The following is a 15,264-nucleotide window of genomic DNA, read 5'->3' on the forward strand; positions in this document are numbered from 1 at the left end:
TTATCGGTTACGAGAAAAAGTGAGCTACCACGCAGTGCGTGTTTTTGCTCTCAAAGATAAACCAGAACTAGTCGAATCCTGGCTACAAACATCATTAAAAGATCATAATCTGGGACTGACACCAAACCAACTTCAGCAATTACATGAAAAATTGACCCCAACTCAGCGACAGGTTCTAGAACTACGACAAGCAGGAAATACTATAGAAGGTGTAGCACAACAGTTGAAACTCAAAACATATCAAGCAATGGGTGAATGGACTAAAGTCTACTTGATAGCTCAAACCTTGAGAAGCGAAGACTAGGGAATTCACTGCTACCCTAAATTTATATCATCTACTATAAATTTATATCGCCCACTACACTTGCAGCCATGTCTGTCGCCAAAGAAATAGAAACCCCAGAATTGGAACCACCAGAAGATGTTATTATATTTCCTCCTGGTGATTTAGACAGTGATGAACCGCCTTTGGAAACATATTTTCATTTACAGCAAATGCTGCTGTTGTTAAAATGCTTAGATTGGTGGTGGCGCGATCGCACCGATTTTTTCGCCGCCGGAAATCTTACCGTCTACTATAGCCCTCGTCAGCGCAAGTCAGAACATTTTCGTGGCCCTGATTTTTTCATGGTGCTGGGGACTGAACGCAAACCGCGTAAAAGTTGGGTGGTTTGGGAAGAAGATGGGAAATATCCAAACTTAATTATTGAACTACTCTCAACTTCAACAGCAGCAACTGATAAAGGTTTAAAAAAACAGATTTATCAAGATATCTTTCGTACACCCGAATATTTCTGGTTTGATCCGAATAATTTGGAATTTGCTGGATTTATTTTGGTTGGTGGAACTTATCAACCCATCGAATCAAATCCTCAAGGCTGGTTATGGAGTCAACAGCTAGATTTATTCTTGGGAGTCTATCAGGAAAAATTACGCTTTTTTACAGCAGCAGGTGAACTAGTTCCCACACCAGAAGAAGTTGCGGAACAGGAAATGCAACGTGCGGAACAAGAAAAACAACATGCTGAACAAGAAAAACAAAGAAGCGATCGCTTGGCAGCAAAACTGCGAGAATTAGGTGTAGATCCAGATTCTTTGTAATTTCAGATTTATAAATTTAAAATCCCCCGAAGTGGGGGGTGCAGAGAGGTAAATAGTGTTTTAGAAATTCATGACTATGGATCTTCTGGAAATACCCATTTTGGCGGTTCCATAAGTTTTTTGAGTTTTGCAGCTTCAGCAATCTCATGCATCTTGTCTAAAGAAGTTTCTTCGATAAACTTAGAAGCCTCCTCTACATAAGATTTTTCATCTTTAATATTCTCTTTGTCGCTGGCTTGGGGATTATTTGTTTTACCCTCTTCCACGCTGACCTCCTTGATCACACTAGTAATTGCTGTTAGGCAAGAATACTTGAGCTATTCTCATAAATCTTAACCTTGTGACTGCTTCTGGAAACATTGATGTAACATTTCTAAAATCATAACCGCCGTGCAGAGTCAAAACTCAGTCATTCACTACAATCAACTTATAGATTCAATCATCATTCCTGAAAAAGGCGCCGATGTCGGAAACTTTTGCCACAACTGGAACCATCGCTGCGATCGCAACTGCTATTGTTCCCCAACAAGGTAGCGTTGGAATTGTGCGCGTCTCTGGTTTAGAAGCAATACCCATTGCCAAAACTATTTTTCATGCGCCTGGGCGTCAAGTTTGGGAAAGTCACCGCATTCTCTATGGTTATATTCGTCATCCTCAAACACGACAACTAGTAGATGAAGCACTACTGCTGATCATGCAAGCTCCTCGTTCCTATACCCGTGAAGATGTTGTCGAGTTCCATTGTCACGGAGGAATTATGGCAGTACAGCAGGTGTTGCAACTATGTTTGGAAAATGGCGCTAGACTTGCACAGCCTGGAGAATTCACCTTACGGGCGTTTTTAAATGGACGCTTAGACTTAACCCAAGCCGAAAGTATAGCTGATTTAGTCGGAGCGCGATCGCCCCAAGCTGCACAAACTGCTTTGGCTGGTTTACAAGGCAAACTAGCTCAACCAATTCGGCTATTACGTGGTCAATGTTTGGATATCTTAGCGGAAATTGAAGCGCGGATTGATTTTGAGGAAGACTTAGCGCCGCTGGATTATGAAAGTATTATATCAGAAATTGACAGAATTTCCACAAAAATAACTAAGCTACTCGCAACTGCTGATCAGGGCGAACTGTTACGCACAGGTTTAAAAGTAGCGATTGTCGGGCGTCCGAATGTAGGAAAATCCAGTTTGTTGAACGCTTGGAGTAGGAGCGATCGCGCCATTGTCACTGACTTACCTGGTACAACTCGTGATGTTGTGGAATCACAATTAGTTGTCGGTGGAATTCCTGTACAGGTGTTAGATACTGCGGGTATTCGAGCCACAGAAGACCAAGTGGAAAAAATTGGGGTCGAGCGTTCTCGCAGTGCTGCCCAAGCTGCTGATTTAGTCCTGCTCACCATTGATGCTTCCGCAGGATGGACAGCAGATGATCAAGAAATTTACGCACAGGTAAAACATCGTCCTTTAATTTTAGTGATTAATAAAATTGACCTAGCATCAGCCCAAACAGTACAGTATTCCAGAGAAATTAACCAAGTTGTGAAAACAGCAGTAGCCCAAAATCAAGGAATTGAAGCTCTAGAAACAGCTATTTTAGAGCAAGTACAAGCCGGGAAAATCCAAGCTGCTGACATGGATTTGGCAATTAATCGAAGACAAGCCGCCGCACTCGTTAAAGCCAAAACATCTTTAGAACAAGTGCAAGCAACGATCGCTCAACAATTACCTCTCGATTTTTGGACAATTGATCTACGCGGAGCAATTCATGCTTTAGGGGAAATTACAGGAGAAGAGGTAACAGAATCTGTCTTGGATAGGATTTTTAGTCGGTTTTGTATTGGTAAATAATAAATTGACCATTGGTCATTTATTATTTGTCATTTGTCATTTAAATAATTTTAAATTTAGTTTTTATCAAGTCTGATCATGGTCTAAGTTCAAGTCAAACTTTTTCAATACTTCACATATATATTCAATTTCCTCATCTTTCAAATCGGGATAGCTGGGAAGATTTATACCACGCCGACCAATATCCTCAGCAACCCTATGGCGTTCATATCTCTGAGAATACATCGGCATAGTATGAACTGGGTAAAAAACTGGTCGAGTTTCAATACCTGCTTCGGCTAAATATTCTCTCAATTTGTCACGTTGATTTGCTTCAGGAATGAGAATAGAAACCATCCAGTATGAATGAAAAACATTACCAATTTCAGGATGAACTTTTAATTTTGTATCTTTTAAGCATTTATTGTATAGTTCAGCAATATGGCGCTTTTTTGGCAAAATTTCATTAATTTTTTCTATTTGAGCTAAACCTATCGCTGCACAAATATTAGTCATACGGTAATTGTAACCAACTACATCATGCCAATACTCTCGATACTTAGCTAAACCTTGTCTGTTGAAATGAAGTGCAAGTTCAAAGATACTTTGATCGTTGGTGATCAACATTCCTCCTTCACCAGTTGTGATAGTTTTGTTTCCATAGAAACTAAAAGTAGCTACATCACCAAAAGTACCTACATGCTGATTTTTATATTTAGAACCTATAGCTTCAGCACAATCTTCAATCAGAAATAGTTTATATTCATCAGCTACTTCTTTAATAACTGACATTTCACAAGGATGACCGTATAGATGTACAACTAAAATAGCTTTAGTTCTATTTGTTATATTTCTACGAATTTCTTGAGGATTTATTTGCCATGTATCAGAAAGAGAATCAACAAATATAGGAGTAGCACCTGTATAAGCAATAGCATTCACTGAAGCAATATAAGTTAGTGTTGGAACAATTACCTCATCCCCACAACCTATACCAACTGCTAATAAGGCTAGATGTAAAGCCATTGTCCCATTACATACTCCTGTAGCATGTTTTACATTAACATATTTTGCAAATTCCCTCTCGAATAAAGATACATATTTTCCTTTAGAAGAAATCCAATTAGAATCAAGACAATCGTTTACATATTTTTTTTCATTGCCAAATAGACTTGGTTGATAAATAGGAATTTTATACATTTTTGAGCAAGCCTTTTGTTAGTAATACTTGCGTTCAAGTATTCTCAGACAAAGATTAAAAAATCTTTATGCAAAACTCATATCTAATATGAAAAATAACTAATTAAACCTCTATGTCTATTCTTATTTGTTATAGAGTTGCCTATCTTTACAAGTAAGTTCAGTAATTAAATAGAACTGCTATACATTTACATGGATTTATTTCGTTAAATTGGACTGTTTCATATCTTATCTTGAAGAGATACTGATTTTCAACTCATATGCAACTTCAATGCAACTTCAATCCAATTAATATCTAAAATAGTCAAAATATATTTGTTTTGTCATTAATCCACAATACTAGTCCTAATAGCACTACCTAAGTCAATATTATTTACTCTATTTGGGACTTATACCAATTCTATATGAAGACGCATACAAAGACCCCACCCCGGCTTCGCCACTCCTCCCCGCTTGCGGGGAGGGGTAAAATTCTATGCAGCTTCACGAAGAATTGGTATTATTGCTGTATTTTATAAAGAATTCTCTACTATGACATTTGGAAAGATGTAATATGAATTACAAAATTAAAAATGTTGCATATGAGTTGAATTTAAATATCTCATTAGCATAATATGTGTATCAATTCAAAGAGCCAATATGATCATGTTTAATAGTGAGATTTAAAAATATCTCTGTCTATAAAATACGCAAATAATAAAAATCGATTTTGCTATAGGAATCCGATCTGATGTAAAAAAAGCTGGCTATAAGCTTGCTATACAAAGTTTTCTTTCTCGGTGTACTTACAAGATGCAAATTTGATTTCTATATCTTTTTATAAAAATTAATCTTGAAGTACTGAATGAAAGTATTTGTAATGACAAATTTAGCAGGAAATATAGTTTTTATGAAACAGCAACTTCTTCTAACAAAGCAACCTCGTCAGATAAAGCGGCCTCTTCGCATTGCACTGATTACAGGAGCGTATGCGCCATTCTTAACAGGAGTTTCAGTTGCTGTACACCAACGGGCGCATTGGTTACTAAAACAGGGGCATGAAGTCTTTCTTATTCACCCAGAAATTAACGAGCAGTATCCTAAAGAGATTAGTTGTCGTCCGATGCCAGGACTAACAGAGCTACAGTCTTTTCCTAATTTTTGCTCCTATGCATATCCAACAGAACCGCTAATTTTATACAAGACTCTTCCTCAACCACTGAACTACCGCCATTGGAATGATTCCAAATTATTGGAAGGCTTTCAACCTGATATCGTGGTTGTTGAAGAAGCACCCCATATAAGGGGGTATTATTCACTTTTCTTGCAAGGTTACGGTCGGCCGATAGGAGTTGAATATGCAAATAAAAGAGGTATTCCAATCATATCTATCTTTCATACTGATATCATTGCTTACATTCGATATTACTTAGGTAACTTCTTCTTCAATTTACTACGTCCTATTATTCCCACTCTAGTCAAGCAGTTCAGTAAGGCTTATGACCTAAATTTATTTCCTTCTCAACAACAGCTTGCTAAATATAAAAGCTTAAAATGTCAGCGCAGTGAGTACTTACCTTATCAAGGAGTCGATTGCGAAAAATTTCACCCCCTCAATCTCTGTTATAACCCAATTCCTAACGATCACCGACCAACTCTCCTGTTTGTCGGACGTCTTGCTCCAGAAAAGAACGTCATTCAACTGCTAAACATATTTTCATTCATTGCCGCCAAAATTCCTGATGTTCATCTAGTCATTGTTGGTAAGGGTTCCCAATACAAGGAGATCCGCCGCGACGCCGAAAGGTTTAAATCCAGTGTTACTGTTTGGGGTGAATCCTACGGAACAGAACTTTTGGGTTGGTTTGCTCGAGCAGATGTATTTGTTAACCCCTCCATTACTGAAAATTTCTGTACAACAAATAGTGAAGCATTAGCTTCTGGAACACCTGTTGTAGCCGCCCGTGCAGGAGGAAATGTAGAACAGGTAATTCCCGGTCAAAATGGTTTTTTAGCAAAACCTAATAACCCAAAAGACTTTGCAGAAAAGGTAATTACAATTCTAGAAAATCCTGACCTCAAACAAGAAATGTCTCAACAGGCTCGTCTATCTGTAATTAATTTTGATTGGTCAGTATGTATGCAAAAATTTGAGAACAAACTTTATGAACTTGTTCAAATAGCAAAGCTAAAGCAGAGATAACTCTAAATCTAAAAGTAAGGATACGACGTACTGAAGAGAGCATCCTAAATGTTTAAATAAAGAGCAGATCCAAATCTGTTGCTCTACAAAACCCAATATCGTTTGCTCTGAAATTTAAATCCTTTGGCAGTTAAGGATAAGCAATGAACCTTTTCCGCCTTCTGTTACGCACTTCCGCTCTTCTCCTTAGCCTAGCCGTGTTGGCTGGTATTCTTAGTGGCGGTTGTGCTGCTGGTCTGATTGCCCTAATTAATGCCACATTGAATCAGAATCAACCATCAACTAATACCTTAGTTTGGAGCTTTGCTGCTCTGTGTCTAGTACGACTAATTGCTAATTTAGCTTCTCAAGTTTTACTCATTAATCTTTCAGAAAAAGCCATTTTCGACCTGCGGATGTTGTTAAGCCGCCGTATACTAGCTTCTCCCTTACGTCAGTTAGAACAAATTGGTGCTTATCGTCTTTTAGCTACCCTGACTGAAGATATTGGAACAATTTCTAGCACAGTTTTAATTATTCCTTTCTTCTGTATCAATATCGCCGTTGTAATTGCCTGCCTAATTTACCTCGGTTGGCTGTCTACTACTGTATTCATTATCGGTTTTTGCTTCCTGTTGGTGGGAATATTCAGCTATTTACTACCAATGATCAAAGCCATGTCCTTACTGAAATTGGCTCGCGAGCAGGAAGATAGGTTATTTAAGCATTTCTGCGCCATAACTCAAGGTACAAAGGAACTCAAGCTGCATCGTGAGCGACGGCTATCATTTCTCAGAGAAGACCTTCGTACTACTGCTCTATCATCCCGCCATCATAATATTGTCGGAATGAGTGTTTTTGCAGCTACTGGTAGTTGGGGACAAATTCTTTTTTTTGTTGCTATCGGTTTGTTGTTATTCACTCTACCTTCTATCACAAAAATTCCTCCCACAATCCTATCTGCTTATGCCCTGACTATCATCTATGTGATGTCACCTTTGGAACACATCATGGGTATGTTGCCCAATATAATTAGAGTCTTAGTGGCATTAAAAAAAGTTGAATCTCTGGGTCTTTCATTGCCTAACTACTCAAACGAAACTCATTCTGAACAAGGGCTTTATTCAGAAAATTTTTGGCAGTATTTAGAACTAGTGAACGTCACTCATACTTATTATCAGGAGCGAGAGGAAACAAACTTTATTCTTGGCCCTATTAACTTGAAATTACATCCAGGAGAATTAATTTTTCTCGTAGGAGGTAACGGTAGTGGTAAGTCTACCTTTGCTAAACTAATTTCTGGTCTTTATATCCCTGAAACTGGAGAAATTCATCTAGATGGGAAGCTCATCGATAATCACAATAGAGAATGGTATCGTCAGCAATTCTCAGTAGTATTTTCTGATTTCTATATTTTTGAGCGTTTACTAGGTTTAGAAAGTAACAACCTAGATGCTCAAGCTCAAAACTATCTTGTCCAACTACAACTTGACCATAAAGTTAAGGTCAAGGATGGCGTCCTTTCTACAACAAATCTTTCTCAGGGACAGCGTAAGCGTCTTGCTTTACTCACTAGCTATCTAGAAGATCGTCCCATTTATATGTTTGATGAATGGGCTTCAGACCAAGATCCTGTTTTTAAAGAAATATTCTACACACAACTTCTACCAGAACTAAAAAGTAGAGGTAAAACTGTCCTCGTTATCAGCCACGATGACCGATATTTTCACATTGCAGACCGTATCGTAAAGCTGGAATACGGCAAAGTTAAATACGACAAAAATCCTAAGTTACTTAACATTTGATTCTGTGAGGAGTACCAAAAAATGCTTTTTACAAATCTCAATAAAATCGTTAAAACTGGCTTGTTAACTAATAATTTTAAAGCAAAAGTTTCATTACGTGAAAAACAAAATATAAGATTGAGATCAGACGTAGAGAGTGTTTTGTCTTGTAGAGAATGGATTAAGACTATAACTAATAATACTTTTGATAGCACAAGAATATTGGGGGTTGTTGCTGTGGCAAAAGGAGCCGAAAATTATTTACCATATACTATCCCCAAGATCATTACAAAAATCTCTGAAATTGGGGTGATTGCTGATATAGTTATTGGTCTGAATAATGGCTTTGAATGTCAGTCTGTTATTGAACGCTTTAGTTTGATTCCAAATGTTCAAGTCATTCATTTATATACTGGGGAAAAGCTTGCAAACAATATTCCAGCTAAAATTTTTGATAATGCAAAGTGTGAAGGAGAAGTTTATTCCTTAAGCAATATTGATTACCAATCTTCCCAGCACAGAATATTTGTTGTCCATCAAAAAAAGGGAGAATATACAGCAGGTAAAATCCGGGTTTTGGGAGATATTTATGCTTCTTTACTACTCAGGAGTATAGAGAATGGATGGATACCACCTGCAATTTTAGTTGCTTTTGATGCCGAATCTCAATTTTTAGTGGAGCAAAAGTATGCATTTATAGAGCCAGAATCTAATGGTCTTATGTTAATGGTAAACAAACTTAAGAATGAACCCGAAATAGATATTCTTGGTACAAGAAACAAATTTGCTGTTTACCAAAAAAGTATATTAGATGGAATGAAAGTTCTCCTGCCTAACTTTAGTGAGGAAATTCCTCCTCTTCAATTTTTTCTAGATGCTGTTCATGGTAGATACATCGGCTACCAATGGATGCCAGGAGGAGGCACACTAGGAAAGACTGATGTTCTCATTAGCTTGTTAGTGGTAATTTCTCAAAGGTATCCAGGTACAAGAAGTGAAGATTCTCACCTTACTATTTTAGCTAAACATGCGGGTTTTATAGGCAAAATATTCTTAGATGTTGTTTCCATAAACAGAACTCCTAGTCTTACCGACATGACAACTGGGGAAGAACAAACAAACGCTTGGATTGAACAAATATTTAGATGGGATAGTGGTTATCAAGGATTGAAATTATGCTATGGCGTCCATAATATTAAATTCATAGTATCTAATCAAATACCTTTATCTATTTTTGCAGAACCAATTCAATTTTTGAAAATCTTACAGGGGAGGGATAAAATAAATATAAAAACAGTATTTAAAAAGGTAAAAACTTTAGTAATTGCCTTTTTAAATTCTCAAAATATCAAGAAGAAAAGTTTAGATAATCCTGACATACTACAAGGAAGTAAAACAAAAGCTAGTTGGTAAAATAAAAGACTGGCATTTTGCGTATAAATCATCTGAGAAACCTTTGGCGGTTGATCTCCGATATGAAAAGCTCGTTTTGTGCCTGTTCTTCTATTAATTCGAGTGCGCGGTTTGGAGAAACAGTATTGAAGCTTTTGAGCAGCATCGATTGTACTCAATTGCTACTCAAAACGTTAGCTTAAAAATGGTGGATTTATTATCTTTGCAAAGTTCGTCATGTTGCCTAAACCTAAGAAATACTGGACACCGTCAAACTGGGCAAGTTGGAAGCCATTTGGTATTGGAGAGCAGTATCCGAATAACTACTGGGAGGTATTTCGAGCGATTTGGTTGTCGCGCGATCGCTTACCCTATGCTTGGGAGATTCTTAATCAGGGAGTTTGTGACGGTTGTGCTTTAGGTACAACCGGGATGAAAGATTGGACGTTAGAAGGAATACATTTATGTAACGTTCGCCTGCGGTTATTACGCATGAACACCATGCCAGCTTTTGACCACCAATTACTGGCTAATGTGGAACAGCTACAGATGTACAAAAGTGCTGAATTGCGGGAATTCGGACGCCTCCCATACCCGATGCTCCGCCGATGTGGAGAAAAAGGATTCCGCCGAGTTAGCTGGAATGAAGCTTTAGATGTAATTGCTACTCATATCCGTGCCACGACACCAGATCGCCTCAGTTTCTACATTACCAGTCGTGGCACTGTCAACGAAACTTATTATGCTACTCAAAAAGCTGTACGGGCGATGGGAACAAACAATATTGATAATGCTGCCCGTATTTGCCATTCTCCCAGCACCGCCGGACTGAAAGCAGCTTTAGGTGTGGGGGCGACGACTTGTTCTTATAAAGACTGGGTGGGTACTGATTTATTAGTCTTTATTGGCTCGAATGTCGCCAACAATCAGCCTGTTACAGTCAAATATCTGCATTATGCCAAAAAAGCTGGTACAAAGATTGTTGTCATTAACACCTACCGCGAACCAGGGATGGAACGCTACTGGGTTCCCTCCATTCCTGAAAGTGCTTTGTTTGGCACCAAATTTGCTGAAGATTTCTTTTTGATCAATATGGGTGGTGACATGGCATTTTTAAATGGCACCATCAAGCATATAATTGCCAATGGTTGGATAGACGAATCGTTTATTGATCATTACACCAGTGGTTTTGCAGATTTAAAGACAAGCCTGGAAAATCAAACTTGGGAAGAATTAGAAAAACTTTCGGGTAGTACTCGTGAACAGATGTACGCCTTTGCCAAAATGGTAGGAGAAGCCAAAAAAGCCGTGTTTGTTTGGAGTATGGGTATTACTCAGCATGAATGCGGCGAAGATAATGTTAGAGCTATTATTAATCTTGCTCTCACTAGAGGTTTTGTTGGTCGCGAAGGCTGTGGTTTAATGCCAATTCGCGGTCATTCTGGGGTGCAGGGTGGCGCAGAGATGGGATGTTACGCCACGGTGTTTCCTGGTGGTAAACCCATTACTCCCGAAAATGCAGCCCAGTTAAGTCAGCTTTGGGGGTTTGAAGTACCTACAAGTAAGGGTTTAATTGCTCCAGAGATGATTGATGCTGCATACAACGGGCAATTAGATGTATTGTTTTCTGTGGGTGGAAATTTCTTGGAAGTGCTACCAGAACCTGATTATGTGGAAGAGGCGCTTCAGCGTGTACCGTTGCGAGTTCACATGGATATTGTTCTCTCCAGTCAAATGTTAGTGGAACCAAACGATACTGTAGTACTCTTACCCGCGACAACTCGCTACGAAATAGCTGGAGGAGTGACAGAGACTAGTACCGAACGCCGAGTCATTTTCAGTCCAGAAATTCCTGGCCCCAGAATAGGAGAGGCGCGTCCGGAGTGGGAAGTGTTTATGGAATTAGCAAGGCGCGTTGTAGAGACGCGAAATTTAGCGGCTCTAAATTTTGAAAATACAGCTATGATGCGGCAAGAAATTGCTCAAGTTATTCCTCTGTATGCAGGGATTCAACATTTGCAGCAAGCAGGCGATCAATTTCAGTATGGTGGTTCACATCTATGCTTTGGCTGGAATTTTCCCACAGTTGATGGCAAGGCGCATTTTGCACCATTGTCTCCTAGTGTAGGGGCGCAGAGCAATGCACCTTTACCACCAGATTGTTTTTTAGTCGCAACCCGTCGGGGTAAACAATTTAACAGTATGGTACAAGAACGCAAAGATGCCATTACAGGCGCATTCCGAGAAGCGGTATTAATGAATGCTGCTGATGCAGATAGGTTGGGGTTGAAAGATGGGGATGCAGTCATGCTCAAAAATCAGTTGGGAGAGTTTCAGGGAAAAGTATATATTGCACCGATTCAGCCTGGTAATTTGCAGATTCACTGGCCAGAGGGGAATGTGTTGTTAGATAAAAGCAAGCGATCGCGCGAAGGTGTACCAGACTATAATGCTCTGGTGCGATTGGAAATTAGGGATCGGGGATCGGGGATTAACAACGAGAACAAGAAACTTTAGCTTAAACAAAAATTCATCTCACACTGCCTGAGTACAGGTCAGATGTGGGATGAATTTTTGGCCGGTGACGAATTGACCGCTAACCAATTCAAACCTGCGGTTTGACAGGACAAGGAGTCGATATAGTTAATAACCGGATATGTTGTAGGTTACTATTTTTGTTGTTGTTGTTGCTGGCGTCTTACATTTTGGCGATATTCGTCTAGTTGTTTCTTTTGTTGGGGAGTCAGAACAGCTTCCATCTGCTGTTGTGAAGACGCCAAAATTTGCTGCAATTGGGTTTTTTGTTGTGGTGTAAAATCTAGTGCAGCAAAAGCTTGTTGAGGAGGCTGGCCTGATTGCATAGCAACCTTAATTTGATCGCGTTGCTTCTGTGTCAGAACCTTCTCAATGCTATTACGGGCGTTAGCACGAATTTGGGAAATCTTTTGTTGTTGTTGCTGTGATAGCTGAATACGGGGTGGTTGTGCTTGTTGGCTAGCTTGTGCAAGTTGCAAGGGAACTTTTGGAGCGCTTTCTGCTTGCACAGAGCGCTGTGGCATGGCTGTAAAACTGAGAACAACAGCTGCGGCTATGAGTGACAAATTTTTGAGTTTCATTTATTGCCTCGTGGATTTCTCCCGTTCGTCTTATTAATTATAGAAACTGATCGTCCATAACTACGTCCGTGATATTAGTACGTTCAGTAGAATTTCTTGTAAAGCCTATCTTGAAAATGGGAAACAGGGAATGGGGAACGGGGGATTGGGAAGTTACCAGATTTATCTGTAAAACCAATCCAAAATCTAAAATCCAAAATCTAAAATCCAAAATCCAAAATCTAAAATTGAATGACCACTCCACTAACTTGTCGTAATTATATTGATGGTCAATGGTTAACCGCTACTGCGGGAGCTACTTTAGAAAGCCGCAATCCTGCTAACAAGCGTGAAGTCATTGCTAATTTTGCGCGTTCTGCTGCAACTGATGTAGAAGCAGCAGTAGTTGCAGCACGCCAAGCTTACCAGAGTTGGCGATTAGTCCCCGCCCCAGCTAGAGCAGAATATATTTTTAAAGTTGGGGAAATTTTAAGCAAATACAAAGAAGAACTGGCACAATTAATCTGCCAGGAAATGGGTAAACCCCTAGCAGAAGCGCGGGGAGATGTACAAGAAGGTATTGACTGTGCTTTTTATAGTGCAGCCGAAGGGCGACGCTTGTTTGGGCAAACCACACCATCAGAAATGCCCAACAAATTTGCGATGACGGTACGGATGCCTATCGGAGTCTGCGCCTTAATTACTCCCTGGAATTTCCCGGTTGCTATTCCTTGCTGGAAAGCAATGCCAGCTTTAGTATGTGGTAACACCGTTATCCTCAAGCCAGCAGAAGATACCCCCGCCTGTGCGACAAAATTAGTAGAAATTTTTGTCGAAGCAGGTTTACCACCAGGTGTAATTAACCTAGTGCATGGCGTGGGCGAAGAAGTTGGAAAAGCCCTAGTTTCTCATCCTGATATAGATTTGGTATCTTTCACAGGTTCTTCCGAAACAGGTGCAGAAGTTGGCTCTATCTGTGGACGCACCCACAAACGTGTCTGTTTGGAAATGGGTGGTAAAAATGCTCAAATCGTCATGGAAGATGCAGATTTGGAACTAGCCTTAGATGGCGCAGTCTGGGGAGCATTTGGTACAGCCGGTCAACGCTGTACCGCTACCAGTCGTTTGATCCTGCATCGGGATATCAAAGAAAAATTTACCACGATGCTGAAAGAGCGTACTAGTAAATTGCGCCTTGGTGCTGGTAGTGATCCGAATACAGAAATCGGGCCGATTATCAACGAAAGACAACTGCAACGAGTTAGCAAATATCTGGATATTGCCCATACAGAAGGAGCAAAAGTATTAATTGGCGGAGAAATAGCAACAGATGGAGAACTAAAACACGGTTACTTCTTTCAACCAACTATTCTTGACGAAGTGACGCCAGAAATGCGAGTTGCCCAAGAAGAAATATTCGGCCCAGTGGTAGCATTAATAGAAGTGAATAGTTTTGAGGAAGCGATCGCAATCCTCAACAACACCAAATACGGTCTTTCTTCCTCCATTTACACCCGTGACATTAACCGCGCTTTTACAGCCATGCGCGATATCGAAGCGGGAATAACTTATATTAATGGTCCGACTATTGGTGCAGAAGTACATTTGCCCTTTGGTGGCGTCAAACAAACAGGTAACGGACACCGAGAAGCTGGAACTACCGCCTTAGACGTTTTCACGGAGTGGAAGACAGTGTACGTAGACTTTTCTGGTAGCTTGCAACGAGCGCAGATTGACAATCGCGAATAGGAATTGTTCACAAATGCTTTTATTTATAATATCAGATTTTAAGTTTTGCCAATCCTAAGTAGCGGATACCTATTGGTGAGATTTCAAAACGACAAGGAAGAACTTCTAAACCTAAAGATATTGCTTGCCGTAATAATTTTCCATATATAGGATCAGCACTATCACCAGGGGCAAATTCTTCACAATCTCCCCGATTAATAAAGTAAAGCATGACCGCTCGACTTTGGGGGAGCAGTGCCATTAATTCTCGCAGGTGTTTTTGTCCTCGTGTTGTTTCTGTATCTGGAAATAGGGCTAATTTACCTTGTGTCCAAGTGGTGTTTTTGACTTCTAAATAAATCGGACGTTCATGATCAGCTAATAGTAATGCACTGTTTTCTCGTGATGCTTGTTGAGATAGAATTGGGTGATCTATTTCAATTGAGAGTGAGTTTGATTGTTGCTCTACTGTTGCAGTTGTAGATAGAAAAAAATCTACTCGACTTTTTTTATCTTGTCCGTAAACAACTTCACCACGAATTTGATTATACTTACCCAATTGGGGAAAAAGATTTTTTTCTAATGCTAATTTAATGATGCGATTTGGTAAACCTGTATTAACCCCTACCCACGTTGGTTCATTGTCATGCACTTGAATTAATTCCCAAGTGTAAGCTAATTTGCGGTTAGGATTATCGCTTTTAGAAAGCTGCACTGCATTACCAGGAATGCAAACTCCTGTCATTGGCCCTGTATTGGGACAATGTGCTGTAACTACCTCCCCAGAAGCAAGTTCAACATCAGCAAAAAAGCGTTTATAGCGTCTGAGTAAGACACCAGGATATAAAGTTGGGTAATAGTAAAGGTAGTCGGTAGTCATTAGTTAGTGGTTTAGGGGATCTTTTGAGGTTCAGTAGCTTATTGCCAGTGTCTATTTTAAATGTTTCAATCAGCTTAGTTAACGCTACTCAAGACAAA

At 39.6% G+C, this 15,264-nt stretch carries 11 protein-coding genes and 1 pseudogene; 8 read left to right on the forward strand and 4 right to left on the reverse strand.

What is annotated here, in order from left to right; translation table 11 throughout:
• Together ACE1AT_RS19465 and ACE1AT_RS19470 are read left to right on the forward strand one after the other, a co-directional pair.
• A pseudogene (locus tag ACE1AT_RS19465) lies at nt 1-304 on the forward strand (hypothetical protein); the annotation flags it as partial.
• Nucleotides 305-372: 68 nt separating this feature from the next.
• A complete protein-coding gene (locus ACE1AT_RS19470) occupies nt 373-1,101 on the forward strand; it encodes a Uma2 family endonuclease (protein ID WP_374871263.1) in 729 nt (242 codons plus the stop codon).
• Between the two features lie 74 nt (nt 1,102-1,175).
• On the opposite strand, the gene ACE1AT_RS19475 is transcribed toward ACE1AT_RS19470, so the two are convergent.
• Nucleotides 1,176-1,367, reverse strand: a complete 192-nt coding sequence (locus ACE1AT_RS19475; protein WP_374871265.1) for a hypothetical protein — start codon at nt 1,365-1,367, stop codon at nt 1,176-1,178.
• Between the two features lie 197 nt (nt 1,368-1,564).
• Between ACE1AT_RS19475 and mnmE the strand changes: the two genes are divergently transcribed.
• Nucleotides 1,565-2,947, forward strand: coding sequence for a tRNA uridine-5-carboxymethylaminomethyl(34) synthesis GTPase MnmE (mnmE, locus tag ACE1AT_RS19480; RefSeq protein WP_374871267.1), 1,383 nt, complete (start codon nt 1,565-1,567; stop codon nt 2,945-2,947).
• A gap of 66 nt (nt 2,948-3,013) precedes the next feature.
• On the opposite strand, the gene ACE1AT_RS19485 is transcribed toward mnmE, so the two are convergent.
• Nucleotides 3,014-4,126: a DegT/DnrJ/EryC1/StrS family aminotransferase gene (locus tag ACE1AT_RS19485; RefSeq protein ID WP_374871269.1), complete on the reverse strand. Its 1,113-nt coding sequence runs from the start codon at nt 4,124-4,126 to the stop codon at nt 3,014-3,016.
• An 889-nt stretch (nt 4,127-5,015) separates the two neighbouring features.
• On the opposite strand from ACE1AT_RS19485, the gene ACE1AT_RS19490 reads away from it, so the two are divergent.
• From ACE1AT_RS19490 to ACE1AT_RS19505, 4 genes are all read left to right on the forward strand, one after another.
• Nucleotides 5,016-6,308: a glycosyltransferase gene (locus ACE1AT_RS19490; protein WP_374871340.1), complete on the forward strand. Its 1,293-nt coding sequence runs from the start codon at nt 5,016-5,018 to the stop codon at nt 6,306-6,308.
• A gap of 143 nt (nt 6,309-6,451) precedes the next feature.
• Nucleotides 6,452-8,092, forward strand: coding sequence for a cyclic peptide export ABC transporter (locus tag ACE1AT_RS19495; RefSeq protein WP_374871271.1), 1,641 nt, complete (start codon nt 6,452-6,454; stop codon nt 8,090-8,092).
• Between the two features lie 21 nt (nt 8,093-8,113).
• Nucleotides 8,114-9,484: a hypothetical protein gene (locus tag ACE1AT_RS19500; RefSeq protein WP_374871273.1), complete on the forward strand. Its 1,371-nt coding sequence runs from the start codon at nt 8,114-8,116 to the stop codon at nt 9,482-9,484.
• A gap of 216 nt (nt 9,485-9,700) precedes the next feature.
• A complete protein-coding gene (locus tag ACE1AT_RS19505; protein ID WP_374871275.1) occupies nt 9,701-11,980 on the forward strand; it encodes an FdhF/YdeP family oxidoreductase in 2,280 nt (759 codons plus the stop codon).
• A gap of 152 nt (nt 11,981-12,132) precedes the next feature.
• On the opposite strand, the gene ACE1AT_RS19510 is transcribed toward ACE1AT_RS19505, so the two are convergent.
• Nucleotides 12,133-12,579: a hypothetical protein gene (locus ACE1AT_RS19510; protein ID WP_374871277.1), complete on the reverse strand. Its 447-nt coding sequence runs from the start codon at nt 12,577-12,579 to the stop codon at nt 12,133-12,135.
• Nucleotides 12,580-12,810: 231 nt separating this feature from the next.
• On the opposite strand from ACE1AT_RS19510, the gene ACE1AT_RS19515 reads away from it, so the two are divergent.
• Nucleotides 12,811-14,307, forward strand: a complete 1,497-nt coding sequence (locus ACE1AT_RS19515; protein ID WP_374871279.1) for an aldehyde dehydrogenase family protein — start codon at nt 12,811-12,813, stop codon at nt 14,305-14,307.
• A gap of 31 nt (nt 14,308-14,338) precedes the next feature.
• On the opposite strand, the gene sfsA is transcribed toward ACE1AT_RS19515, so the two are convergent.
• Entirely contained in the window at nt 14,339-15,166 is an 828-nt protein-coding gene (sfsA, locus tag ACE1AT_RS19520) for a DNA/RNA nuclease SfsA (RefSeq protein WP_374871281.1), read from the reverse strand.
• Nucleotides 15,167-15,264: the final 98 nt, after the last annotated feature.

The sequence above is a fragment of the Pelatocladus sp. BLCC-F211 genome (assembly GCF_041928655.1).
Taxonomy (GTDB): Bacteria; Cyanobacteriota; Cyanobacteriia; order Cyanobacteriales; family Nostocaceae; genus Pelatocladus.

Excerpts from the sequence above, each read along its gene's own strand:
- ACE1AT_RS19470 (WP_374871263.1), top strand. The coding sequence starts at position 373 with ATGTCTGTCGCCAAAGAAATAGAAACCCCAGAATTGGAACCACCAGAA.
- mnmE (WP_374871267.1), top strand. The coding sequence starts at position 1,565 with ATGTCGGAAACTTTTGCCACAACTGGAACCATCGCTGCGATCGCAACT.
- ACE1AT_RS19485 (WP_374871269.1), bottom strand. The coding sequence starts at position 4,126 with ATGTATAAAATTCCTATTTATCAACCAAGTCTATTTGGCAATGAAAAA.
- ACE1AT_RS19490 (WP_374871340.1), top strand. The coding sequence starts at position 5,016 with ATGAAACAGCAACTTCTTCTAACAAAGCAACCTCGTCAGATAAAGCGG.
- ACE1AT_RS19495 (WP_374871271.1), top strand. The coding sequence starts at position 6,452 with ATGAACCTTTTCCGCCTTCTGTTACGCACTTCCGCTCTTCTCCTTAGC.
- ACE1AT_RS19500 (WP_374871273.1), top strand. The coding sequence starts at position 8,114 with ATGCTTTTTACAAATCTCAATAAAATCGTTAAAACTGGCTTGTTAACT.
- ACE1AT_RS19505 (WP_374871275.1), top strand. The coding sequence starts at position 9,701 with ATGTTGCCTAAACCTAAGAAATACTGGACACCGTCAAACTGGGCAAGT.
- ACE1AT_RS19510 (WP_374871277.1), bottom strand. The coding sequence starts at position 12,579 with ATGAAACTCAAAAATTTGTCACTCATAGCCGCAGCTGTTGTTCTCAGT.
- ACE1AT_RS19515 (WP_374871279.1), top strand. The coding sequence starts at position 12,811 with ATGACCACTCCACTAACTTGTCGTAATTATATTGATGGTCAATGGTTA.
- sfsA (WP_374871281.1), bottom strand. The coding sequence starts at position 15,166 with ATGACTACCGACTACCTTTACTATTACCCAACTTTATATCCTGGTGTC.